Source organism: Nakamurella deserti, assembly GCF_003260015.1.
GTDB classification, from domain to species: Bacteria; Actinomycetota; Actinomycetes; order Mycobacteriales; family Nakamurellaceae; genus Nakamurella; species Nakamurella deserti.
The window spans coordinates 893,096-917,195 of sequence record NZ_QCXS01000002.1 but is presented as its reverse complement, the minus strand read 5'-3'; the positions used below and the strand labels follow the sequence as shown (position 1 = coordinate 917,195).

Here is a 24,100-nt window from a genome sequence, read left to right as displayed (position 1 = left end):
GCCGGTGCGTCGACTTGCCGCCCTTACAGGACAAGCGTACGGTTTGGTTCATCAGGTCCGTCGCGCCGCTGCGACCCCGCCGCTCCGCCGGTTCGGGCGCAGAGCACCATGGGACGACACGCCTGGGAGAATTTCCCCTCCGGTGGCCCGCCGCTGCCGCCGGAACGCCGCCGACCGAGGGACACCGACGTGACCGCACCCACCAACCCGAACACCTTCGACGCCAAGGACACGCTGGTCGTCGCCAGCGCATCCGGCGAGGAGTCGTACGAGTACTTCAAGATCACCGGGGTCGAAGGCCTCGAGAACGCCGCCAGGCTGCCCTACTCGCTGAAGGTGCTGCTGGAGAACCTGCTGCGCACCGAGGACGGCGCCAACATCACCGCCGAGCACATCCGGGCGTTGGCCGACTGGGATCCGTCGGCCGAGCCCGACGTCGAGATCCAGTTCACCCCGGCGCGGGTGATCATGCAGGACTTCACCGGTGTGCCCTGCGTGGTCGACCTCGCCACCATGCGGGAGGCGATGGCCGACCTCGGCGGCGACGCCGACCGGATCAACCCGCTCGCCCCCGCCGAGCTCGTGATCGACCACTCCGTCATCGCCGACGTGTTCGGCCGCGAGGACGCCTTCGAGCGCAACGTGGACCTGGAGTACGAGCGCAACTTCGAGCGCTACCAGTTCCTCCGCTGGGGCCAGACCGCCTTCGACGAGTTCAAGGTCGTCCCGCCCGGGACCGGCATCGTGCACCAGGTCAACATCGAGCACCTGGCCCGCGTGGTGATGGCCCGCACGGTCAAGGGCACCCTGCAGGCCTACCCGGACACCTGCGTCGGCACCGACTCGCACACCACCATGGTCAACGGCATCGGCGTGCTCGGCTGGGGCGTCGGCGGCATCGAGGCCGAGGCGGCGATGCTGGGTCAGCCCGTGTCGATGCTGATCCCCCGCGTCGTCGGCTTCAAGCTGACCGGCACCATCCCGGCCGGCACCACCGCCACCGACGTGGTCCTGACCATCACCGAGATGCTGCGCAAGCACGGTGTGGTCGGCAAGTTCGTCGAGTTCTACGGCGACGGCGTCGGTGTCGTCCCGCTGGCCAACCGCGCCACCATCGGCAACATGAGCCCCGAGTTCGGCTCCACCGCCGCGATGTTCCCGATCGACGAGGAGACCGTCGGCTACCTGCGCCTCACCGGCCGCAGCGAGGCCCAGCTGGCTCTGGTCGAGCAGTACGCCAAGGCCCAGGGCCTGTGGCACGACCCGTCCAGCCCCGACTACGTCGAGCCGGTCTTCTCCGAGTACCTCGAGCTGGACCTCTCGACCGTGGTGCCGTCCATCGCCGGGCCCAAGCGCCCGCAGGACCGCATCGAGCTGACCGACGCCAAGGCGTCGTTCCGCAAGACCCTGCACGACTACGTCAGCCTCGACGCCGACACCCCGCACAGCGACGTGGACGAGTCCCTCGTCGAGACGTTCCCGGCCAGCGACCCGGCGCCGATGAGCCCGTCGTTCGTCGACGAGGACGCCGACCAGCCGGTGGTGGTGGCGCTGACCGCGGCGTCCGGCGCCTACGGCCGGCCGTCCAGGCCGACGCACGTGTCGACCGCCGAGTACGGCGACTTCGAGCTCGACCACGGCGCCGTGGTGATCGCCGCGATCACCTCCTGCACCAACACCTCCAACCCGTCGGTGATGCTGGGCGCGGCCCTGCTCGCCCGCAACGCCGTCAACCGCGGCCTGTCGGTCAAGCCCTGGGTCAAGACCACCATGGCTCCCGGTTCGCAGGTCGTCACCGACTACTACGAGAAGGCCGGCCTCTGGCCGTACCTGGAGAAGCTGGGCTACAACCTGGTCGGCTACGGCTGCACCACCTGCATCGGCAACTCCGGCCCGCTGCCCGACGAGATCTCCGCCGCGGTGAACGAGGCCGACCTGACCGTGGTGTCGGTGCTCTCGGGCAACCGCAACTTCGAGGGCCGCATCAACCCGGACGTCAAGATGAACTACCTGGCGTCCCCGCCGCTGGTCATCGCCTACGCGCTGGCGGGCACGATGGACTTCGACTTCGACGAGACCCCGCTGGGCACCGACGAGCAGGGCGTCGACGTCTACCTCAAGGACATCTGGCCGGCCCCGCAGGAGATCGCCGACACCATCGCGAGCTCCATCAACCGCGAGATGTTCGCCGCCAGCTACGCCGACGTCTTCGACGGTGGCGACCGCTGGAAGTCGCTGCCGACGCCCACCGGCAAGACCTTCGAGTGGGCCGAGGACTCCACCTACGTCCGCAAGCCCCCGTACTTCGACAACATGCCGGCCGAGCCGTCCCCGGTCACCGAGATCAGCGGTGCCCGCGTGCTGGCGCTGCTGGGTGACTCGGTGACCACCGACCACATCTCCCCGGCCGGTGCGATCAAGGCCGGCACCCCGGCCGCGGAGTACCTCACCGAGCACGGTGTGGCGCGCAAGGACTTCAACTCCTACGGCTCCCGCCGTGGCAACCACGAGGTGATGATCCGCGGCACCTTCGCCAACATCCGGCTGCGCAACCAGCTGCTGGACGACGTGCAGGGCGGCTACACGCGCGACTTCACCCAGCCCGACGCCCCGCAGGCGTTCATCTACGACGCGGCCCAGAACTACGCCGCGGCGGGCACCCCGCTGGTCGTGCTGGGCGGCAAGGAGTACGGCTCCGGGTCGTCGCGTGACTGGGCGGCCAAGGGCACCGCGCTGCTCGGCGTCAAGGCCGTCATCACCGAGTCGTTCGAGCGCATCCACCGCTCGAACCTGATCGGCATGGGCGTCATCCCGCTGCAGTTCCCCGAGGGGGAGTCGATCAGGACGCTGGGCCTGGACGGCACCGAGACGTTCGACTTCACCGGGATCACCGCCCTCAACGACGGCGGCATCCCGCGGACGGTGCACGTCACGGCCACGAAGCCGTCGGGCGACGTCGTCGAGTTCGACGCCAAGGTCCGCATCGACACCCCCGGTGAGGCCGACTACTACCGCAACGGCGGCATCATGCAGTTCGTGCTGCGGTCGCTGCTGGCCGGCGCCAAGTAGCCGCCGGACGGTAGGGAGCGGGACCCACGGTGCCCCGGGTCAGCCAGGAGCACCTGCAGTCCCGCCGGCAGCAGATCCTCGACGGTGCCCGTGCCGCGTTCGCGCGGCACGGGTACGAGGGCGCCACGGTCCGCGTCCTGGAGGACGAGATCGGGCTGTCGCGCGGGGCGATCTTCCACCACTTCACCGACAAACCGGCGCTGTTCCTGGCGCTGGCGGAGCAGGACGCGGCCGCGATGGTCCGCGTCGTCACCGACGAGGGACTCGTCCAGGTCATGCGTGACCTGCTGTCCCGTCGCGACGTCGGCTGGCTGGGCACGCAGCTGGAGATCACCCGGCGACTGCGGACCGACCCGGCGTTCCGCGACGCGTGGACCGAACGCGAGGCGACCATCCGCACGGCCACCCGGGCGCGGTTGCGCCGGCAGCGCGACCTCGGGGTGCTCCGGGCCGACGTGGACGTCGACGTGCTCGCCGATTACCTCGAGCTGGTGCTCGACGGGCTGGTGTCGCGGTTGGCGTCGGGCCGTCCGGTGGACGGCATCGGGCCGGTGCTGGACCTCATCGAGGACTCGGTGCGCGTCTCGCACTGAGGGAAACTCCCACGCCACCCGGCCCGGCCCGGTGGCGGGCTGACCCGTTGCCGCACGCCGGTTCTCGTGTTCCCGGCGTGCGGGCCACCGGCACCGTGCGCCAAGATGGACCGATGGTGGACTGGGACGGTGCGGGTTACGAAAAGGTCAGCGACCTCCAACGGACGCTGGCGAGCCGGTCTTTGGAGCACCTGGTGGTCCGCGGGGACGAGGACTGTCTCGACGTGGGCTGTGGGGACGGCTACCTGACGCGCCTGCTGGCGATGCGGCTCCCCGAGGGGTCCGTGCTCGGCGTCGATGCCTCACCCCGGATGATCGAGGCCGCCAGGCGGGCCGCGGTGCCGGCGGGTGCGTACGTCAGCTTCGAGCTCGGCGACGCGTCGGCGTTGCGGTTCGACACGGAGTTCGACCTGGTCACGTCGTTCAACGCGCTGCACTGGGTGGTCGACCAGCACACCGCGCTGTCCGGCATCGCCCGGGCTCTCGTCCCGGAGGGCCGGGCGCTGCTCCAGCAGGTCTGTGCCGGCCCCCGGCCCAGCCTGGAGGACGTGGCCATGGAGGTCGCCGCCGCCCCCCGCTGGCAGGCCGCGTTCGACGGCTTCGACGCCCCCTTCGTGCATGTCGACCCGGACGGCTACCCGGACCTCGCGGCCGCCGCCGGTCTGACGGTGCAGTCGTCGACGGTGACCGACGAGGAGTGGGACTTCGGCTCGAGGGAGGACTTCGCGGCCTGGTGCACCGTCGGGTTCGCCCCCTGGACGCCGCGCCTGGACCCGGCGCTGGTCGGCAGTTGGGTCGACGACGTCGTGGAGCGCTACGAGCAGCTCAGCGGGCGGCCGGGGCTGTTCCGCTTCATGCAGCTGGTCGTCGAACTCACGCCGGCGGCGGTCCCGGACTGACCACCGCCGGCGCCCGGGCCGCTACGACCCGGGCGTCGCGGGTGCGGTAGTCGTCACCGGCACCCCCACGGACGGGTCGTTCCAGGTGTCCGGTCCGGTGCTGCCCGCCGCGTACTCATCGATCGGCACGTCCCCGGCCTTCCACGCCGCGAGCACCGGGTCGACGATCCGCCAGCACTCCTCGGCGGTGTCACCACGGACCGACAGGGTCGGGTCGCCCCGGAACACCGCGTCCAGCACCTCGCCGTAGGCCGGCAGCCGCCCCGCGTTGAACTCGGCGACGAGGTGCTCCCGGTCCAGCTCGAAGGGCTCGTCCGGTCCGTTCACGTTGATGTCCAGCGAGATCTTCTCCGGACCCAACGAGATGACCAGCTGCGCCGGCACCGCGGTGCCGTACAGACCGGGGATCCGCCGGGGCACCGGTTTGAAGCTGATGATGATCTCCTTGCGCTTGTCGGCCAGGGCCTTGCCCGACCGCAGCCGGAACGGCACGCCCGGCCAGCGCCAGCTGTCGATCTCCAGGGTGATCTCGGCCAGCGTCTCGGTGTCGCGCGCCGGGTCGACACCCGGCTCGTCGACGTAGGCGGGCAGGTCCCGGCCGTCGATCGTGCCGGCGGTGTAGCGGGCCCGCCGGCTCGCCTTCACCGGGTCGCCACCCCAGATCCGCGTGGACCGCATCACCTCCTCCTTGCGGTCACGCAGATCGCGGGCGTCGATGCTCAGCGGCGGGTCCATCGCCACGACCGCCATCACCTGCAGCAGGTGACTCTGGATCATGTCGACGAGGGCACCGGCGCCGTCGTAGTAGCGCGCCCGGTCCTCCAGCGCCAGCGGCTCGTCGAAGACGATGTCGACGCGCTCGATGTGGTCGGCGCTCCACAGCGGCTCGAAGATCCGGTTGGCGAACCGCAGACCCAGGATGTTCAGCACGGTGGTCTTGGCCAGGAAGTGGTCGACCCGGTGGATCCGGGACTCGGGGACCACCGCGGTCAGCAGGTCGTTGAGCGCATGGGCGCTGCGCTCGTCGGTCCCGAACGGCTTCTCGAGCACCAGCGACGTGCCCTCGGGGAGGTCGAGGTCGCGCAGGGCGGCGCAGGACCGGGCGGTGACCGCCGGCGGCAGCGCGAAGTAGATCGCCGGCGGCCCGTCGCACAGCGCCAGCAGCCGGCGCAGGTCGTCGGCGTCGGTGACGTCGGCGGCGGCGTACCGGGTTCCGGCCAGTACGGCGTCCACCCGCGGACCCGTCGCGTCGACGGAGGCGAAGGCGGCCCGGACGCGCTCGCGCCAGGTGTCGTCGTCCCACTGTTCGGTTCCGGAGCCCACGACGGTCAGCGTGTGTGGTCCCTCGGAGCTGGACAGCAGCTGGCCCAGCGCCGGCAGCAGCAGGCGGTTGGTCAGGTCCCCGCTCGCTCCGAAGATCAGCAGTGTCCCGATCGCGTCAGCCACGACGTGCTCCCCTCCTCCAACGACGGCCGTCCGCCGTTGCGATGACAGTGCAGCACGCTACGGCCGGGCCCGGGCGGCCGCCACGCCCGGTCAGTCCGGGCCCCGACTGGGTACTGGTTCACCCGCACGGGCACACGCCGGATCCTCCGGGTCGTGGCCCGGCGAGACATCCGCAGATCCGTGGATCACCGATCCACACGCCGGAGAGGAATGCCCATGACCGTCGTCGTCGTCGCCACCATCCACCCGAAGCCCGAGTCCGTGGACCAGGTCATCGATCTCTTCGAGAAGACCATCACCCGCGTCCAGCAGGAGGACGCGGGCTGCGAGCTCTACGCCATGCACACCGAGGCCGACACCATCGTCGTCATCGAGAAGTGGGCCGATGCCGAGGCGCACCAGGCGCACCTGACCAGCCCGGCGATGAACGAGATGAACGCTGCCGTGGAGGAACTGCTCGCCGACAAGACGCAGATCACCGTCCTGCAGCCGCACCCGGTGGGTGACGGGAAGGGCGCTCTCTGAGCCGCTCGGGCGCGCCCGTCCGACCGGTCGGTCAGGCGGGGGTGCGTCGGCGGGTGGGCCCGCCACGGCTGCGCAGCGGGACGGCGGAGTCCACCAGCAGCCCGTGGACGAAGCCGTACGAACGGCCGGTCTGCGCCGCGAGGCTGCGGATGGATTCGCCGTCCCGGTAGCGTCGGCAGACCTCGGCGGCCAGTGCGGCCCGGTCCGGCCCGGTGATCCTGGCACCTTTGAGTGCCTGCACGTGCGTCATCGATCGCCCCCAACGGGTCTTCGGGTGGACCTCCATCCTCCCGCCCGCGTGCCCGACGTGCACGGTGAGCCGGGGTCACTACCGGGTGTCCATCACCGGACGGACCGCGACCCAGTAGGGCGGGTGATCACGCTCGCCGCGGCCGCTGTCGCGTCGGTGGTCGTCGCGTCAGCGGACCAGGGGCGGAGCGCGGCCGGCGTGGTCCTGCCGGTGAGTCGGGACGCGATCCCCGAAACGGGCTCCCCGCCGGTCGCCGGCGCGATCGGCGCGGGTGACCGTGGACGCTGCGGGTGACCGTGGTGCCACGGTCCCCGGCCGGCCGTCAGGCCAGCTCGACCAGATCCAGGTACTCGTCGTTCCAGTGGTCCTCGGTGCCGTCCGGCAGCAGGATGACCCGCTCCGGATGCAGCGCCGACACCGCTCCGGCGTCGTGGGTGACCAGCACGACGGCACCGGCGTAGCTGCGGATCGCGTCCAGTACCTGTTCACGGCTGGCCGGGTCGAGGTTGTTGGTCGGCTCGTCCAGCAGCAGCACGTTCGCCGCCGACGAGACCAGCCCGGCCAGCGCCAGCCGGGTCTTCTCGCCGCCCGAGAGGGTGCCGGCCTTCTGCTCGAGCTGCTCGCCCTTGAACATGAACGTGCCCAGCAGCGTCCGCAGCTCCTGCGCGCCGGTGTCGGGCGAGGCGTGCCGGATGTTCTCCCAGACGGTCGCGTCCGGGTCCAGGGTCTCGTGTTCCTGCGCGTAGTAGCCGAGCTTGAGCCCGTGACCGGCCTCGATGACGCCGGTGTCGGGCTTCTCGCGGCCACCGAGGATCTTCAGCAGCGTGGTCTTGCCGGCGCCGTTGAAGCCGAGGACGACGACGCGGGAACCCTTGTCGATGGCCAGGTCGACGCCGGCGAAGATCTCCAGCGAGCCGTAGGCCTTCGACAGGTTGTTGCCCATCAGCGGGGTGCGCCCGCAGGCCGCCGGCTGCGGGAAGCGGATCTTGGCGACCTTGTCGGCCACCCGGATCTCGTCCAACGACCCGAGCATCTTCTCGGCGCGCTTGACCATCGAGTGCGCCTGCGCGGCCTTGGTCGCCTTGGCGCCGATCTTGGCGGCCTGGGCGACGAGGGCCGACGCCTTCTTCTCGGCGTTGGCCCGCTCGCGGCGGCGGCGCTGCTCGTCGGTGCTGCGCGCGTCCAGGTAGCGCTGCCACGTCATGTTGTAGGTGTCCAGCTCGCCGCGGACGGCGTCGAGGAACCACACCTTGTTGACCACGGCGGCCAGCAGTTCCACGTCGTGGGAGATGATCACCAGCCCGCCGGAGAACGACTTGAGGAAGTCGCGCAGCCAGACGATCGAGTCGTGGTCGAGGTGGTTGGTCGGCTCGTCCAGCAGCAGCATGGTGCCGTCGCCGGTGTCGGCGGCGGCGAACAGGATGCGGGCGAGCTCGACGCGGCGGCGCTGGCCACCCGACAACTCGTGCATCGGCTGCGCCAGGATGCGGTCGGGCAGGCCGAGGTTGGAGCAGATGCGGGCGGCCTCGGACTCGGCGGCGTAGCCACCCAGGTCGGCGAAGCGCTCCTCGATGCGGCCGTAGCGCTTGATCGCGGCGTCGGCTTCGGGACCCTCCACGTACTCCGCCATCTCGATCTGGACCTTGGCCAGCTCGGAGGCCAGCACGTCCAGCCCGCGGGCGGAGAGCACGCGGTCGCGGGCGGTGATGTTCAGATCGCCCTCACGGGGATCCTGCGGGAGGTAACCGAGCGGGCCGTTGTTGACCACCGAGCCGGCGTAGGGCGAGCCTTCGCCCGCCAGGACGCGCAGCGTGGTGGTCTTGCCGGCGCCGTTACGGCCGACGAAGGCGATGCGGTCGCCTGGTTGGACGCGGAGGTTCACGTCGGAGAGCAGGATCCGCGAGGCGGCCCGCAGTTCGAGGCCGGTAGCGGTGATCACGTGGGACGAGTCTACCGGGCGGGCGGCAGGTTCCCCGGCGGTGACCGGTCGAGTTGGTCACCCCGGCGGGTGGGTGCCGGCGTGGAGTCGTGCGGCCTGCCGGGTGAGGTGTGTCCGTTCGGCCAGGGTCGGCGCCCGGCGGGCGGCCTCGGCGTACAACCGGGCGGCGGCCGCCCGGTCGCCGGCCCGCTCGGTCAGATGGGCCTGGGCCGCGACCCGGCGGGGGACGTCGTCGGCGACCTCGGCCAGCGCCGCCAGTCCCGCCCGGGGCCCGTCCGCCTCCCCCACCGCCACCGCCCGGTTCAGCCTCACCACCGGGCTGCCGGTCAACCGCAGCAGTTCGTCGTACCACCCCACGATCTGCACCCAATCGGTCTCGTCGGCCGACGGAGCGTCGGCGTGCAGCGCGGCGATGGCCGCCTGGGCCTGGAACTCGCCGAGCCGGTCGCGGGCCAGCGCGGCCTGCAGCAGCACCACCCCGTCGGCGATCGCGGCGGTGTCCCAGCGGCCCCGGTCCTGGTCGGCCAGCGGCACCGGGCTGCCGTCGGGCGCGAACCGGGCGGCCCGCCGGGCGTGGTGCAGCACCATCAACGCCAGCAGCCCGGCCACCTCGGGGTGGTCGACGCCGGCGGCCAGCCGCCGTGTCAGCCGGATCGCCTCCGCCGCGAGATCGACGTCGCCGGAGTAGCCCTCGTTGAACACCAGGTACAGCACGCGCAGCACGGTCGCCACGTCACCGGGTCGGTCGAACCGGATCCCGGCCACCGTGCGTTTCGCCCGGCTGATCCGCTGCGCCATGGTCGCCTCCGGCACCAGGTACGCCCGGGCGATCTGCCGGGTGGTCAGTCCGCCGACGGCGCGCAGCGTCAGAGCCACCGCCGACCCCGGAGCCAGCGACGGATGCGCGCACAGGAAGTACAGCTGCAGGGTGTCGTCGGCGTCGACGGCCGGACCCGGCGGGGGCTCCTCGTCGACCAGCGCCTCCCGACGCCGGCGGGCGGTGTCGGCCCGCCGGACGTCGAGGAAGCGCCGCCACGCCACCGTGACCAGCCAGCCGCGGGGGTCGCGGGGCGGGTCGGCCGGCCACGTCCGCAGCGCTTCCACCAGCGCCTCCTGCACGGCGTCCTCGGCGGTGGCGAAGTCGGCGCCGCGGCGGACGAGGACGGCCAGCACCGCGGGGACGATCTGGCGCAGCAGGTCCTCGTCCACCGTCGGTCTCACTCGCCCGTGGTGGTCGGCGCCGACATCAGCGGCCGCAGCTCCAGCCACTCGTGGATCGGCCGGCCGCCGGCGCCCGGCGCAGCGGACAGCTCGCCGGCGAGCTCCAGAGCCCGGTCCCAGCTGTCGACGTCGACGATCATCCACCCCGCGATCAGGTCCTTGGTCTCGGCGAACGGGCCGTCGGTCACGGGCGGGCGGCCCTCACCGTCGTAGCGCACGAACGTGCCCTCCGCGGCGAGCGCCTGACTGTCGACGAACTCGCCGGTGGCCTCCAACCGGGCGGCGAAGTCGTCCATGTACCGCAGGTGCGCGGTGATCTCGTCCCCGGTCCACTCCTCCATCGGCACGTCGTTCACCGCCGCCGGGGCGCCGCGGTAGTGCTTGAGCATCAGGTACCTGGCCATCGGGACTCCTCGTGAAGGTGCGACCCATTCTGGTCGCGCTCACTGCAGGGACGGAGCCGACGGCGCGTTCTCGACATCGATGCCCTGGCCGGCCGTGGCGCGAGCCGGACGAAGCCGGCCCGGACGTCGCCTCCCGGGAGCGCGACGGTCCGGCCCCTGCGGTGAGCGGCACCGTGCCGGTCACCGTCCTGTTGCGCTCAACCGATCCGTGGCCGGTCCGTCCGGACGACCGCGCGCGCAGGAGGCATGAGCGCGGACCCACACGGACGAAGTGCCCGCCGCCCACTCGCCCCCAGACCGGCTTGGGGCGGGGTCCCTCACGGCTCCCGGACTGTCACGTCGACGACGGTCGTCCGCTCGGCCAGGTCGTCCAGCACGCTGCGCCGCGGCTCGGGGATGTCGCGGAACTCCCGGCGGGGCAGCTCGGCGAGTGCGGCGAGCCGCCGGTCGGCCATCACCGTCCGCAGCGCCGACGCGTCGCCGGCCAGCACCAGCGCGTCGAGCACCGTCACCGACGGCACGAGCACCCGGTTCGCCGCGTCCGCGGCGTCGCCCAGCGACGCGGTCAGCTGGTTGCCGCGACGCCGTGCGTAGCGCTGCTGCGACCAGCCACCGGCCGCCGTGCGGCCCTGCACGTAGGCGCGGTCGGTCTTGGACGACACGACCACGCCGGCCCGGGCGACACCGACGGAGTGCGCGCCGGCCCGGACCGCCACGATGCCGACGGCACCGATGCCGGCGACGTGGGTCAGCAGCGCCTCCAACGGTTCCCGGTCGCCCACGCTCATCGGCGGGAACGGCACGGCGAACGTCGCAGTGGTCCCGTCGCCGGCGGTGAGCACCACCTCGTCGGGTGTCGCCGACACCGACCGCAGGCCGTCGTTGCGCCCGCTGAAGCGGTTGACCCACCCGGGCAGCTGCGCGGCCGTCACCTCGACGACACGGCCGCCGCCCGCCGCGTCCCGGGTCTTCATCCGCGCACCGGACGGGCCGCCGGCACGAGCGCGGCGCGGGCCCGGCCGACGGCCCAGTACAGGTGACCGATGAGCAGCACGGCGGCCAGCAGGATGAGCACCCAGCCGGTGAAGTCGCCGCGAGCGGGGTCGAGGAAGCCGTACAGCGGACGGGAGGCGTTGCTGCGCACCACGTACACCGGCAGGTACAGCAGCGGGACGATCAACCACAGCAGCGGGCCGAACCAGCGCACGCCCGCCTGGTTCCGCCCGACGAGCACCCAGTCCAGGATGGCCAGCACCGGCACCACGAGGTGCATCAACTGCCCGTCGAGGTCGTCGTAGGTGCCCGACAGCAGCAGCGGGAAGACCACCAGCGTCAGCGTGGTGTACGTCGTCGCGGCGCCGCGCAGGGAACCGCGCGGCCACTCCGACCGGCCCCGGACCACCAGCGGCGCGACCAGCGAACCGGTCGCGGTCAGCGCCACCAGCAGGGTCGAGAACTGCGACCAGTAGGCGAGGTTCGGCCAGCGCCACACGTCGCCGCGGGTCATCCCGAGGACGAACCCGGCCCAGGCGGCGCCGGCCAGCACGATCCGCCACCCGGTCACCACCGCCAATGCGGGCGGCGACCACCGCCCGGCCGACACCACGGTCCCGGTTGTCGTCGTGCTGTCGGTGTCCATCGCCACCGACTGTAAGGGCGGGGTCAGCGGCCGGCCGCCACCGGCCGCGGTACCCGCGCGAAGGTCGACAGGGTGAACCAGTCGGGCAGCGACCGGCGCAGGTCGGCCGGCCCGCTGACCACCAGCTCGCCGGCGCCGACCGCGTCCTGCCACGTCCGGTCCCCCCGCCAGACCTCGGTCAGGGCGCGCAGCCGCCCGGTCACCGTCAGCGCCACCTCGTGACCGGGGTCGATGTCGCAGACGTCGGTGCCGTCGGCGCTGATGACCAGCCACCAGTCGCGGCTGCCCGTCGGCGCGTCCGGGAACCGGAACCGGACGACGGTGCGGCCCTGCGGCACCGCGTCGGCGACCACGCTGCGGTGCATGTCCCACATCAGCAGCCGGGGGTCGAGGTCCGCGTCGCCCAACTCGCCGATCCACCGGGTGCCCCACAGCCCCAGCGCCTCCACCACCGGACGCAGCTCGCGACCCGCCGCGCTCAACAGGTAGCGGCCGTCCGGCCGGCGGTCCACCACCCCGGCCCGGACCAGCTGGTGCAGGCGTTTGGACAACAGCGTCGGGCTCATCCGCGGGACCCCGCGGCGCACCTCGTTGAAGTGCTCACTGCCCATCACGAGCTCGCGGACGACGAGCAACGTCCACCGCTCGTCGAGCAGCTCCATCGCCTTGGCGACGGGACAGAACTGCTGGTAGGAGGTCGCCATGGAGGAACTCTAGGCCGCTGACCGGCGGAAAGAGCCGCTCGAACAGGTACACACGGATCCTCGTGGGCGGCGTCCGGCCGAGGTACAGATCCAGGACTGGAGCAGTCCGGCTGCCCGTTCCTAGATTCGACCCCGACGGGACCATCCGGGTCCCCGGGAGGCGAGGAGAGCCCCATGTCGAGCACCGTGACCGATCCACAGACCGCCGACGCCGCCCTGAAGGCGAAACACCGGGCGATGTGGGCGTCCGGCGACTATCCGCAGCTCGTCGTCGACGTCATCACCCCGCTGGGCGAGGCCCTCGTCGAGGCCGCCGGGATCGCCGCCGGCCACCGGGTGCTCGACATCGCCGCCGGCACCGGCAACGCGGCGATCCCGGCGGCCCGTCGCGGTGCCGAGGTGGTGGCGAGCGACCTCACCCCGGAGCTGCTCGAGGCGGGCCGGGCGATCGCCGACCGGGCGGGGCTGACGCTGGACTGGCAGGTCGCCGACGCGGAGGCGCTGCCGTTCCCGGACGCCGCCTTCGACGTGGTGATGTCGTCGGTCGGCATCATGTTCGCGCCGCACCACGCGACCGCGGCCGCCGAGGCGCTGCGGGTCTGCCGACCGGGCGGCACGATCGCACTGCTCAACTGGACGCCGACCGGCTTCGTCGGTCAGCTGTTCGCCGCGATGAAGCCGTTCGCTCCCCCGCCGCCGCCCGGCGCGTCACCGGGTCCGCTGTGGGGCGACGAGGCCCACGTCCGGGAGCTGTTCGGTGACGGCGTCACCGGGCTGACGGCGACGACCGGCACCGTGCGGGTGACGTCGTTCAGCACACCGTCGGCGTTCCGGGAGTACTTCGCGACGATGTACGGACCGACGATCGGGGTCTACCGGTACGTGGCCTCGCAGCCGGACGCCGAAGAGCGGCTCGCCGAGCTCGACGCGGCGCTGGACGGCCTGGCCGCCAGGTTCGACACCGGCGGCGGGGCGATGGAGTGGGAGTACCTGATCGTCACGGCCCGGCGGGCCTGACGAGCGCTCCTGACCGCGGCCCGGCAACATGGAGGGCCTCCGACGGGGCCGGATCCGTCCTGGTGGCCGGGGGTGCCGCCCAGGACATCGAAGCCGGATCGGCGACGCCGCCACGGTGACTGGTGGGCCGATGTGGCGCGGGGCCCCGGCGAGCCCGCCCACCCGGCCTCCGTGGCTCCAGGCCGGGACCGCCTCGTTCCGGGGCGGTTCCGTCGATCTCGCGTCGTCGACAGCGAGGCGGGGCCAGCTGGTGGCAGCGAGACCGGGTCCGCGGCCGGGCTGATCGTTGTTCCCCGCGCCGCCGGCGGTTCACCCACCGGTCGTGGGGATGATCGCTGGGCGGTTCACTCTTCCGGGATGTACACCGAGACTTCCGTCACCCGCCGCCATCTCATCCGAGGCGGCGTGGCCACCGCCGCCTCGCTCGCCCTCGCCGGAATGAGCCCGGCCACCGCCCGGGCCGCCGTGGCGACCGCGGCCCGTGGCGGCGTGTTCGCGTTCGGCGTGGCCAGCGGCGACCCCACGGCCACGTCCGTGTTGCTGTGGACGCGGATCACCCCCACCCCCGACGCGATCCCCGGCAGCGGACGCGGCCAGGCGGTCACGGTGAAGTGGGAGGTCGCGACCGACGAGGGGTTCACCGTGATCCTGCAGCGGGGGGCGACCCGGACCGCCGCCGACCGGGACCACACGGTCAAGGTGGTCGTCGACCGACTCGATCCGTACACCCGGTACTTCTTCCGGTTCACCAGCTGCGGCGCCACGTCGCCGGTCGGTCGCACCCAGACCGCACCGGACGAGCCGGGGGTCACCCACGCGTTGCGCCTGGCCTTCGTGTCCTGCAGCAACTACACCGGAGGGTTCTTCACCGCCTACCGCGGGCTCGCCGCCCGTGACGATCTCGACGCGATCCTGCATCTGGGCGACTACGTCTACGAGTACGGCAACGACCCCGCCGAGGCGGGTGTCGCCGGATCCGGTGACCGCTACGGCCCGGCGGCGCTGATCGGCACCCGCGACCACCAGCCGAGCACCGAGATGGTGTCGTTGGAGGACTACCGGGTGCGGCATGCGCTCTACAAGTCCGACCCGGACGCCCAGGCCGCGCACCGTCGGCATCCGTGGATCGTCATCTTCGACGACCACGAGATCGCCAACGACGCCTACGCCACCGGCGCCGAGAACCACGAGACCCAGGACGACCCGGACACCTCCTACACCGGCCCGGGGGAACCGGCCGGCGTACGCGCCGAGGGCGAGTTCCTGGCCCGCCGCGCCCGGGCCTTCCAGGCGTACCTCGAGTGGATGCCGATCCGCGAACCCGCGCAGTACCAGCCGCAACCGCACCAGGGCCGACAGTTCTTCCGCCGGTTCAGCTTCGGTGATCTCGCCGACCTGTCGGTCGTGGAGACCCGGCAGAACCGCAGCCGGCAGGTGCCCACCACCTCCGGCGGGCTGCTCAACCCGGCCCTGGCCGACCCCACCCGGCACCTCCCCGAGCCGGAGCAGCTCACCTGGCTGACCCAGGGCATCCGGGAGTCCCGCAAGCGGTGGCACCTGATCGGCAACCAGACCGTCTTCGCCCGTGTGTACGCCGTCCCCCGCACCGGTGTACTGCCGGGTCAGATCTTCAACGCTGACCAGTGGGACGGCTACCAGGCCGACCAGAGCGCCCTGCTGACCGCGATGAGCAAGGCCACCACGAACCCCGTCGTCCTCACCGGGGACATCCACTCCTCGTGGGCGAACGAGCTCCCCGGCAACCCGACGACCTACCCGGTGGACCGCAACTCGGTCGGCGTCGAATTCGTCTGCCCGTCGGTCACCAGCGACGGTTTCAAGGAGGTCCTCGGATCGGCCGCCGCCGCCCAGGGCGCCACGGCGGCGTTCCAGGCGATCAATCCGTGGGTGCGCTTCCTGGACGGCATCGGGCACGGGTTCGCCGTCGTGGACGTGACCCCCGATCGGGTGCAGACCGACTTCTGGTTCCTGCGCAGCGGTGGCGACAAGGGGCTGCTGGTGGATCCGCGGGTGGACCCGTCCGCGACCGTGGCCCACGAGGCGTCCTTCGCCTCCGCCCACGGTTCCCGCCGGATCGACGGCCCGGTCGCGCCGCTGGGCGCACGGCGTGACAACCCCCGGGCCGCCCGACGTCCCGGCAAGCGCTGAGAGCCGGGACGATGAACCCCTCCACACCGCTGCCGCCGACCGGCGACGACCACGGGCCGGCGGACCCACAGCGGCGGCGGTTCCTCCGGGTCGCCGCGACCGGTGGCGCGGCGGTCCTGCTGTCCACGTCGGTTGTGGGCGCTGCGGCCGCGCAGGCCGGCGCCGGGGTGCGGGTCTACGTCGTGGTCGTCGACGGCACCCGACCCGATGAGATCGGGCCGGTCCTCACGCCCACCCTGCACCGGTTGCGCACCGCGGGCACCTGGTACACCAACGCCCGCTCGCTGCCGGTGATGGAGACCATCCCCAACCACGTGATGATGATGACCGGGGTCCGGCCCGACCGGTCCGGAGTGCCCGCCAATGCCGTGTTCGACCGGGTGGAGAACGTCGTCCGGGATCTGGACCGCGCGTCGGACCTGAAGTTCCCCACCCTCTTGGACCGGGTCGCCGCCACCGGACGCACCACGGGGTCGGTGTTGTCGAAGAAGTACCTGTTCGGGATCTTCGGGACCCGCGCGACGACCCGGTGGGAGCCGTTCCCGCTGCTGCCGATCACCGGGCACGCCCCCGACGTCGCCACCACCGACGCCCTCATCGCCATGGTCGACTCCGTCGACCCGGACCTGGTGTTCGTCAACCTGGGCGACACCGACCGGGTCGGGCACAGCGATCTGACCGGGACGACGTTACGGGCCGCCCGAACCGCGGCTCTCATCGACACCGACGCGCAGGTGGGCCGTTTCGTCGACCACCTGAAGACCACGGGCCGTTGGGAACGATCGGTGCTGATGGTGCTGGCCGATCACTCCATGGACTGGTCGCTCCCGAACCGCTTCGTCTCCGTCGACCGGATCCTGCAGACCCGCCCCGATCTGCTGGCCGATCTCCGGATCGCCCAGAACGGGGGCGCTGACCTGCTGTACTGGGTCGGCTCGTCCACGCGTCGGACCGCCGCGCTGGCCGAGGTCCGACGGCTCGTCGGCGCGCACCCTGGTGTGCTGTCCCTGCACACCCCGTCGGACCTGCGTCTCGACAACCGGGCCGGTGATCTCGTCGCGTACTGCCGACTGGGCTGGCGGTTCACCGACCCCACCCCGCTGTCCAATCCGATCCCGGGCAATCACGGCCACCCCGCAACGGAGCCGATCCCGTTCCTCGTGTCGGGCGGACATCCGGCCGTCCGACGGGGCCGGGTCGTCGACCAGCGCGTGCGCACCATGGACATCGCTCCGACCGTGGGCACGATCTTCGGGTTGCGGGCGCCCACCGGCGGCTACGACGGGTATGCCCTCACCGGGCCGTTCACCACGATCCCCCGCTGACGCCGGCCCGTCAGTCCCGGACGACCCACACCCGGAACACGGACGAATCCGGGGCCCGGTCGTCCCCCGTCCGACTGCTTCGCTGCTGGTCGCTCCCGGAGGGTTGACCGGCTTCCGGAACGCCAAGGCCTCGTCAGGCACGTGCCGTCGGGCACGCCGGTGTCGGTCAGAGCGGCCCGGACGACTCACCGATCAGGTGGCTGAGCCGCGGTGGGTCGACCGAACCGGACAGACCGCCGAGGTGCGTGAGGTGCTCGACCACGGGCCGGGTCGCAGATCCCGACCGCCCGGACTGACGGATCGGCATCCAACACCCACTCGACCCGCGGCCGGCTGATGGCTGTCGTCCCGAGCGCTGTCAGCTCATCCGCTTCGACGGCCACGACCGATCACAGGTCGACGACAGAAGGCAGCCTTACTCCGCGTGACGGCCACGGTGGACGCGTCGCCGGAGACGACATCACACCGGTCGAGGTCCGAGACCCTTCGGGGCGGCGGTGCGGACGTCGGTGCTGACCGGGCGGGCCGGGCCGACGCGTCACCGGCCGGTCAGACGGAGACGCCGAGCACTGCTCCGGCGGTCAGCGCCACCGACTCCAGGCGGTCGTCGATCTGCATGGACTGGTGGGCGATGATCAGCTCGTCCGCCTGAGCCTCGTCGGCGAACGACGTCAGGTAGTCGCGCACCTGGTCCGGGGTTCCGACGGCGGTGTAGCGGAGCATCGAGGCGATCTGCGCGCCCTCGGGCGTGGTCAGGAAGGCGTCGATCTGGTCGTCCGGGTACTGGGCGTCGCCCGCCGACCGGGCGATGAAGCCCCGCACCAGGTTGCGCCGGGTGCGTTCGAACTGGAGCTGCGCGGCGTCGGTCGACGCGGCGGCGATCACGTTGACGCCGGCGATGACGTACGGCGACGCGAGCTGTGCCGACGGGGTGAACTCCCGCCGGTACAGCGCCACGGCCTGGTGCAGCAGGCCCGGCGAGAAGTGCGAGGCGAAGGCGTAGGGCAGGCCGAACGCGGCGGCGAGCCGGGCACCGAACATCGAGGAGCCGAGGATGTACAGCGGCACGTCCGTGCCGGCGCCGGGGGTGGCCTGGACGCCGGGTACGCGGGACTCCCCGCTCAGGTAGCCCTGCAGCTCCAGGACGTCGTCGGGGAAGCGGTCGGCCGACGACGGGTCGCGGCGCATCGCGCGCATGGTGACCTGGTCGCTGCCGGGGGCGCGGCCGAGGCCGAGGTCGATCCGGCCGGGGTACATGGTGGCGAGCGTGCCGAACTGCTCGGCGATGGCCAGCGGGGCGTGGTTGGGCAGCATGATCCCGCCGGAGCCGAGCCGGATGGTCGAGGTCCGGCCGGCCACGTAGCCGATCAGCACGCTGGTCGCGCTGGAGGCGATGGTGGCCATGTTGTGGTGCTCGGCGTACCAGACCCGCTCGTAGCCGTGCCGCTCGGCCGCGCGGGCCAACGCCACCGAATTCTCGAAGCTGGAAGCGGCGGTCTGACCGGGAGTGATGGGCGCCAGGTCCAGGATCGACAGGCGGGGGCGAGCGGCGAAGGACGAAGTCATACCCAGGTCAACACGGACCGGCCGCGGATCCTTCCGGCCCACGGCCCCGATCATCGGATCAGCCCGGGCGTTCGTCGTCGAGGCGGCCCGCCGGTCGTTCGTCGGGCGCGGCGGGGGCCGCCTCCGCGATCCGCTTGATCGCGGCGAGCGTCGTGGGAATCCCCGCGAAGGCCTGCTCCGTGCGGTCGAGGATCTGCGCGTCGGCCTCGTCGCCGTACCGGTCGTGGAAACGGGCGATCCCGGCCGGCAGGAAGTCCCAGGTCTCGGTGAGGGTGGTGCCCGTCCCGGCGGGGGTGAGCGTGAAGCTCCACCGGACGAGATCGCCGCCCACCACCCAAGCGAACTCGCGGCCACGCTCGGCCGCCACGACCAGCGAACGGGTCTCCCAGGTCCGGTCGGGCACCTGGTTGCGCCCGGTGAACCAGGCGCCCACCGTCCCGGCCTCGGCACCGTCGTCCCACCAGCAGGCCGTGCAGACCGGACTCCACTCGCCGGTGCGGGTGACGTCGGACACCAGGTCGTACAACGTGTCGGCCGGCATCTGGACGGTGACCGATTCGTGATGGCTGCGGTCGTCGGTGTGACTCAACGTCTCTCCCTCACTCGCGGCGCGCGGGAGTGCGCCGGCTGCCAGGGTGTCATTCCAGCGTCCACGAACGGAATGGGCGTCTCCCCCGGGTGGTCGAGATGCGGGAGGTGCCGCGCGGTCAGGGCGCCGCGGTGCGCTCCGACACCACTGCCGGCCGCGCCGCGACCCTCCCGCGAACGACAGAGCTTCCCGCGACTGCTGGCGCAGTCGCAGGAAGCAGGATCGTTGCCGGGGAGCGGGCCGTGAGCGCCCCGACGGTCAGATGTTGAAGCCGAGCGCCCGCAGCTGGTCGCGGCCGTCGTCGGTGATCCGCTCCGGGCCCCACGGCGGCAGCCACACCCAGTTGATGGTGAAATCCTTGACCAGGCTGGTGGTCGAGTCCGGGCCGGTCAGCGCGGCGCTGATCTGGTCCTCGATCATGTCGGTCAGCGGGCAGGCCGCGCTGGTCAGCGTCATGTCGATGGTCAGCTTCTCGTCGGCCAGGGCCAGGTCGTAGACCAGCCCGAGATCGACGATGTTCACGCCCAGCTCGGGGTCGACGACGTCGCGCAGCGCCTCCTCGACCTCGTCGACCTGCTCGTCGGTCATCCCGCGGGCCGGTCCGGCGACCAGCGCGTCGGCGTCGGTGGTCACGGCGTCCAGATCGGCCGCGCCGCGACCGCTCCGGTCTGTGCCGTTCTCGACGACAGATTCGGTCATGATTCCTCCGCAACGGCTGCCGGAACGGCAGCACCCTGGTCTGCCGCCTGCGCGGCAGCGGTGTCGTCTGCTGCCGCCTGCGCGGCAGCGGTGTCGTCTGCTGCCGCCTGCGCGGCAGCGGTGTCGTCTGCTGCCGCCTGCGCGGCAGCGTCCTTGAAAGCCATCCAGCCCAGCAGCGCGCACTTCACACGCGCCGGGTACTTCGACACACCGGCGAAGGCGATGCCGTCGCCGATCACGTCCTCGTCACCCTCCAGGGTGCCGCGCGACGTCATCATCGTGGTGAACTCGCCGAGCACGTCCAACGCCTCGCCGAGCGTCCGGTCGATGACCAGGTCGGTCATCACCGACGTCGACGCCTGCGAGATCGAGCAGCCCAGCGCGTCGTAGGACACGTCGAGCACCTTCGCCTCGCGACCGTCGCCCTCCAGCCGCACCCGAAGGGTCACCTCGTCACCGCAGGTCGGGTTGACGTGGTGCACCTCAGCGCCGAACGGATCCCGCAGACCCGCGTGATGCGGGTGCTTGTGGTGGTCCAGGATGATCTCCTGGTAGAGCTGCTGCATCTGCACGGCCGTCAGCTCCCGGTCCCGAAGAAACGCTGCGCCTCGCGGACGGCGGCCACCAGCGCGTGCACCTCGTCGGGCGTGTTGTAGACCGCGAACGACGCGCGCACGGTGGCCTGCACACCGAAGGTCCGGTGCAGCGGCCACGCACAGTGGTGCCCGACCCGGACGGCGATGCCGCTGTCGTCCAGGATCTGCCCGACGTCGTGCGCGTGCACGCCGTCCACCACGAACGACACGGCGCCGCCGCGGTCGGTGGTGTCGGCCGGACCGATGATGCGGACCCCGTCGACGGCCGAGAGTTCCTGCAGCGCCAACGCGGTGAGCCGGTGCTCCCAGTCGGCGACGGCGTCCATCCCGAGGTGGGACAGGTAGTCCGCCGCGGCCCCCAGGCCCACGGCCTGGCTGGTCATCGGGACGCCGGCCTCGAAGCGGGCCGGCGGCAGGGCGTAGGTGGCGTGGTCGATGAAGACCTGCTCGATCATCGAGCCGCCGGTGATGAACGGCGGCATCGCCGACAGCAGCTCGAAACGGCCGTACAGGCAACCGATCCCGGACGGGCCGAGCATCTTGTGGCCGGAGAACGCCGCGAAGTCGACACCGAGAGAGTAGAAGTCCACCGGCATGTGCGGCACCGACTGGCAGGCGTCCAGGACCACGAGCGCACCCACCGCGTGCGCGGCGTCGACGAGCCGGCGCACCGGGTTGACCGTGCCGAGCACGTTGGACTGGTGCGTGAACGCCACCACCCGGGTCCGGTCGTTGATCAGGGTGTCCAGATCGGTGAGGTCGAGCCGGAAGTCGGCGCCGACCGGGATCCACCGCAACGTCGCCCCGGTACGGCGGCACAGTTCCTGCCACGGCACGAGGTTCGCGTGGTGCTCCATCTCGGTCACCAGGATCTCGTCACCGACCCCCAGCGCGAACCTCCGCCCGGACGACGTGTCCGGGACGAACGAGGCGTTTCCGAAGGCGTAGGCCACCAGGTTGATGCTCTCGGTGGCGTTCTTGGTGAAGATCAGCTCGTCCGGGTTGGTCACGCCCACGAAGGCCGCGATCCGGCTGCGTGCCGACTCGAACGCGTCAGTGGCCTCCTCCGAGAGCTGGTGCGCGCCACGGTGCACCGCCGCGTTCGAGGTGGTGACGTACTCCTGCTCGGCGTCGATGACGCCGACCGGGCGCTGGCTGGTGGCGCCGGAATCGAGGTAGATCAGCGGCTTCCCGTCCCGGACGGTGCGCTCCAGGATCGGGAAGTCGGCGCGGATGGCCGCGATGTCGAGCGCGAGGTCCGCCACCGTGTCGCCGACGCCCGACGACGGAGGCTGGACGGCGACCCCATCGGCCGCCGGGTCACGGTAGGCGACGGTCATGCGGACGCGCCGGCTCCGGTGAACCGCACGTAACCGTTGGTCTCCAGCTCCTCCGCGAGCTCGGCCCCGCCGGACTCCACGATGCGGCCGGCGGCGAAGACGTGCACGAAATCGGGGGTGATGTAGCGCAGGATGCGCGTGTAGTGCGTGATCAGCAGCACGCCCACCGCGTCGCCGGTCTCGCCCGAGGTCGCCTTGTAGCGGTTGACCCCTTCGGAGACGATGCGCAGCGCATCGACGTCGAGACCGGAGTCGGTCTCGTCGAGGACGGCGAACTTCGGCCGCAGCAGACCCAGCTGCAGGATCTCATGGCGCTTCTTCTCCCCGCCCGAGAACCCCTCGTTGACGCTGCGGTCGGCGAACTCGCTCTCGATGCCCAGGTCGCCCATCGCGCCCTTGACCTCCTTGACCCACTTGCGGATCGGCGGCGCCTCACCGCGGACGGCGGTGGCGGCGGCGCGCAGGAAATTGCTCATCGAGACACCGGGCACCTCGACCGGGTACTGCATGGCCAGGAAGAGGCCGGCGCGGGCGCGGGCGTCGACGCTCAGCTCGAGCAGGTCGACGCCGTCCAGGGTGACCGAACCCGAGGTGATCTCGTACTTCGGGTGACCGGCCAGCGAGTAGGCCAGCGTGGACTTGCCGGAGCCGTTGGGACCCATGATCGCGTGCGTCTCACCGCTGTTGATGGTGAGGTCGACGCCGCGCAGGATCTCCTTCGGCGCCTCGTCGGTCAGGACCGAGACGTGCAGGTCGCGGATTTCCAGTGTGGCCATGTGCGGTGTACTCCCAGAAAGAAGGTGTGAAAGCGACGACGGTGGGCGGCGGCCCGGGGGACGGTCAGATCCCGGCGATCTCGAGCTCGCGCTCGACGATCTCGTTGACGTGCTCGACGACGGACGGGATGCCGACGCGGCCCAGGACCTCCGAGAAGAAGCCACGCACCACCAGGCGGCGCGCCACCTCCTCGGGGATGCCGCGCGACAGCAGGTAGAACAGCTGCTCGTCGTCGAAACGCCCGGTGGCGCTGGCGTGCCCGGCGCCGACGATCTCGCCGGTCTCGATCTCCAGGTTCGGGATCGAGTCCGCCCGGCAGCCGTCGGTCAGCAGCAGGTTGCGATTCATCTCGTAGGTGTCGGTGGCCACGGCGTCCGGCCGGATGACCACGTCACCGACCCACACGGTGTGTGCGCTCGCGCCCTGCAGCGCACCCTTGTAGTAGGCGCGGCTCTTGCAGTTCGGAGCGGTGTGGTCGAGCACCAGCCGGTGCTCCAGGTGCTGACCGGCGTCGGCGAAGTACAGCCCGAGCATCTCCATGTCGCCGCCGGGGCCGTCGTAGGCGCCGGTGGCGAAGATGCGGACCAGGTCGCCGCCGAAGGTCAGGACGCTGTGCGTCAGGGTCGCGTCCCGGCCGACCCGCAGCCGGTGGTGGCTCAGGTGCACCGCGTCGGGCGCCCACTCCTGCACCGAGGCGTAGGTGAGCTTCGCGCCGTCGCCGACGACGATCTCGACGTTCTCGGTCAGCGTGGCGCTGCCCTCGTAGGTCACCGTGACCTGCGCGGAGGCGTGGTGGCCGATCCGGACGACGAGGTGCGCCGCGGCGGCGTTCTCGGCCGACAGGCCGCGGAACACCACCGAGATGGGCTGGGTGACCACGGTTTCAGCCGGGATGTCGACGAGGAAGACGTCCGGTGCGGCGTTCCAGGCGCGGGCCGCCGGCCGGTCGACGGGGTGCTCCCCCGACGAGCCGCGTACCCAGTCCGCGGCGGCGCCGGCCAGCGACACCGCCGACACCTCCTCGGGGGCGTCGATCTCGATCTCGAAGTCCACGCCGGCGCGGCCGGTCAGCGGGGCCTCGTCGTGCAGGCCGCGCAGCCGGCGCAGCGGGGTGAACCGCCAGGCCTCGAACTTGGCCGTCGGCACCGGGTGATCGGCGAGGTCGGTGGAGACGACGCGGGTCATGTGGGCGCCGGGCGTCGCCGACGGGTTGACCGTGCGGCCACCGACGTGGCTGTGCTCGGTCAGGCCGTTCGGCGCATCGGCTGCGGTGGCGGCCGTGTCCGCGCCGTCGGGTTCGACGACGAGGGAACCGCCGAGAACGCTCTCGGTA

General features: G+C 71.8%; 22 protein-coding genes. 7 read left to right on the top strand and 15 right to left on the bottom strand.

Annotated features, from left to right (window positions below):
• Positions 1-189: 189 nt before the first annotated feature.
• From DB033_RS04310 to DB033_RS04300, 3 genes are all read left to right on the top strand, one after another.
• Positions 190-3,069 carry an aconitate hydratase gene (locus tag DB033_RS04310; protein WP_111765607.1) on the top strand — a complete coding sequence of 960 codons (2,880 nt, stop codon included), beginning with the start codon at positions 190-192 and terminating at the stop codon, positions 3,067-3,069.
• 29 nt (positions 3,070-3,098) lie between these two features.
• A complete protein-coding gene (locus DB033_RS04305; protein WP_111765606.1) occupies positions 3,099-3,662 on the top strand; it encodes a TetR/AcrR family transcriptional regulator in 564 nt (187 codons plus the stop codon).
• Between the two features lie 113 nt (positions 3,663-3,775).
• A complete protein-coding gene (locus DB033_RS04300) occupies positions 3,776-4,561 on the top strand; it encodes a class I SAM-dependent methyltransferase (RefSeq protein ID WP_111765605.1) in 786 nt (261 codons plus the stop codon).
• Positions 4,562-4,582: 21 nt separating this feature from the next.
• On the opposite strand, the gene DB033_RS04295 is transcribed toward DB033_RS04300, so the two are convergent.
• Positions 4,583-6,007: a glucose-6-phosphate dehydrogenase gene (locus tag DB033_RS04295; protein ID WP_111765604.1), complete on the bottom strand. Its 1,425-nt coding sequence runs from the start codon at positions 6,005-6,007 to the stop codon at positions 4,583-4,585.
• A gap of 216 nt (positions 6,008-6,223) precedes the next feature.
• On the opposite strand from DB033_RS04295, the gene DB033_RS04290 reads away from it, so the two are divergent.
• Positions 6,224-6,532 carry a putative quinol monooxygenase gene (locus DB033_RS04290; RefSeq protein ID WP_111765603.1) on the top strand — a complete coding sequence of 103 codons (309 nt, stop codon included), beginning with the start codon at positions 6,224-6,226 and terminating at the stop codon, positions 6,530-6,532.
• A gap of 31 nt (positions 6,533-6,563) precedes the next feature.
• On the opposite strand, the gene DB033_RS04285 is transcribed toward DB033_RS04290, so the two are convergent.
• From DB033_RS04285 to DB033_RS04255, 7 genes are all read right to left on the bottom strand, one after another.
• Complete coding sequence (locus tag DB033_RS04285) at positions 6,564-6,782, bottom strand: helix-turn-helix domain-containing protein (protein WP_111765602.1); 219 nt, start codon at positions 6,780-6,782, stop codon at positions 6,564-6,566.
• Between the two features lie 322 nt (positions 6,783-7,104).
• Positions 7,105-8,721, bottom strand: coding sequence for an ABC-F family ATP-binding cassette domain-containing protein (locus DB033_RS04280; RefSeq protein ID WP_111765601.1), 1,617 nt, complete (start codon positions 8,719-8,721; stop codon positions 7,105-7,107).
• Positions 8,722-8,778: 57 nt separating this feature from the next.
• Positions 8,779-9,930 (bottom strand): RNA polymerase sigma factor, encoded by a 1,152-nt coding sequence (locus DB033_RS04275; RefSeq protein WP_111765600.1) that lies wholly within the window; start codon positions 9,928-9,930, stop codon positions 8,779-8,781.
• A gap of 8 nt (positions 9,931-9,938) precedes the next feature.
• The gene (locus DB033_RS04270) at positions 9,939-10,346 is read right to left on the bottom strand and encodes a YciI family protein (RefSeq protein ID WP_111765599.1); all 408 of its coding nucleotides are present in this window, start codon (positions 10,344-10,346) and stop codon (positions 9,939-9,941) included.
• A 317-nt stretch (positions 10,347-10,663) separates the two neighbouring features.
• Entirely contained in the window at positions 10,664-11,320 is a 657-nt protein-coding gene (locus DB033_RS04265) for an acVLRF1 family peptidyl-tRNA hydrolase (protein ID WP_111765598.1), read from the bottom strand.
• The gene (locus DB033_RS04260) at positions 11,317-11,985 is read right to left on the bottom strand and encodes a Pr6Pr family membrane protein (protein WP_111765597.1); all 669 of its coding nucleotides are present in this window, start codon (positions 11,983-11,985) and stop codon (positions 11,317-11,319) included. Before DB033_RS04260 ends, DB033_RS04265 begins: the two co-directional genes overlap by 4 nt.
• A 23-nt stretch (positions 11,986-12,008) precedes the next feature.
• Entirely contained in the window at positions 12,009-12,689 is a 681-nt protein-coding gene (locus DB033_RS04255; protein ID WP_111765596.1) for a winged helix-turn-helix transcriptional regulator, read from the bottom strand.
• A gap of 174 nt (positions 12,690-12,863) precedes the next feature.
• Here DB033_RS04255 and DB033_RS04250 point away from each other — a divergent pair, with 174 nt between their 5' ends.
• From DB033_RS04250 to DB033_RS04240, 3 genes are all read left to right on the top strand, one after another.
• Positions 12,864-13,706: a class I SAM-dependent methyltransferase gene (locus tag DB033_RS04250; protein WP_111765595.1), complete on the top strand. Its 843-nt coding sequence runs from the start codon at positions 12,864-12,866 to the stop codon at positions 13,704-13,706.
• Positions 13,707-14,063: 357 nt separating this feature from the next.
• A complete protein-coding gene (locus DB033_RS04245; protein ID WP_111765594.1) occupies positions 14,064-15,875 on the top strand; it encodes an alkaline phosphatase D family protein in 1,812 nt (603 codons plus the stop codon).
• Positions 15,876-15,886: 11 nt separating this feature from the next.
• The gene (locus DB033_RS04240) at positions 15,887-17,200 is read left to right on the top strand and encodes an alkaline phosphatase family protein (RefSeq protein ID WP_111765593.1); all 1,314 of its coding nucleotides are present in this window, start codon (positions 15,887-15,889) and stop codon (positions 17,198-17,200) included.
• Positions 17,201-17,749: 549 nt separating this feature from the next.
• On the opposite strand, the gene DB033_RS04235 is transcribed toward DB033_RS04240, so the two are convergent.
• The 7 genes from DB033_RS04235 to sufD all read right to left on the bottom strand — a co-directional run bounded on the left by DB033_RS04235 (position 17,750) and on the right by sufD (position 24,015).
• Positions 17,750-18,766 carry an LLM class flavin-dependent oxidoreductase gene (locus DB033_RS04235; RefSeq protein ID WP_111767227.1) on the bottom strand — a complete coding sequence of 339 codons (1,017 nt, stop codon included), beginning with the start codon at positions 18,764-18,766 and terminating at the stop codon, positions 17,750-17,752.
• Between the two features lie 58 nt (positions 18,767-18,824).
• Positions 18,825-19,355 carry an SRPBCC family protein gene (locus DB033_RS04230; protein ID WP_111765592.1) on the bottom strand — a complete coding sequence of 177 codons (531 nt, stop codon included), beginning with the start codon at positions 19,353-19,355 and terminating at the stop codon, positions 18,825-18,827.
• Positions 19,356-19,613: 258 nt separating this feature from the next.
• Positions 19,614-20,054 carry an iron-sulfur cluster assembly protein gene (locus tag DB033_RS04225; protein WP_111765591.1) on the bottom strand — a complete coding sequence of 147 codons (441 nt, stop codon included), beginning with the start codon at positions 20,052-20,054 and terminating at the stop codon, positions 19,614-19,616.
• Positions 20,051-20,626, bottom strand: coding sequence for a Fe-S cluster assembly sulfur transfer protein SufU (gene sufU / locus DB033_RS04220; protein ID WP_111765590.1), 576 nt, complete (start codon positions 20,624-20,626; stop codon positions 20,051-20,053). The genes DB033_RS04225 and sufU overlap by 4 nt, the downstream gene beginning before the upstream one ends.
• Before the next feature lie 5 nt (positions 20,627-20,631).
• A complete protein-coding gene (locus DB033_RS04215; protein WP_111765589.1) occupies positions 20,632-21,990 on the bottom strand; it encodes a cysteine desulfurase in 1,359 nt (452 codons plus the stop codon).
• The gene (gene sufC, locus DB033_RS04210; protein WP_111765588.1) at positions 21,987-22,766 is read right to left on the bottom strand and encodes a Fe-S cluster assembly ATPase SufC; all 780 of its coding nucleotides are present in this window, start codon (positions 22,764-22,766) and stop codon (positions 21,987-21,989) included. Before sufC ends, DB033_RS04215 begins: the two co-directional genes overlap by 4 nt.
• 64 nt (positions 22,767-22,830) lie before the next feature.
• Positions 22,831-24,015 (bottom strand): Fe-S cluster assembly protein SufD, encoded by a 1,185-nt coding sequence (gene sufD / locus DB033_RS04205; protein WP_420814046.1) that lies wholly within the window; start codon positions 24,013-24,015, stop codon positions 22,831-22,833.
• Positions 24,016-24,100 lie beyond the last annotated feature (85 nt).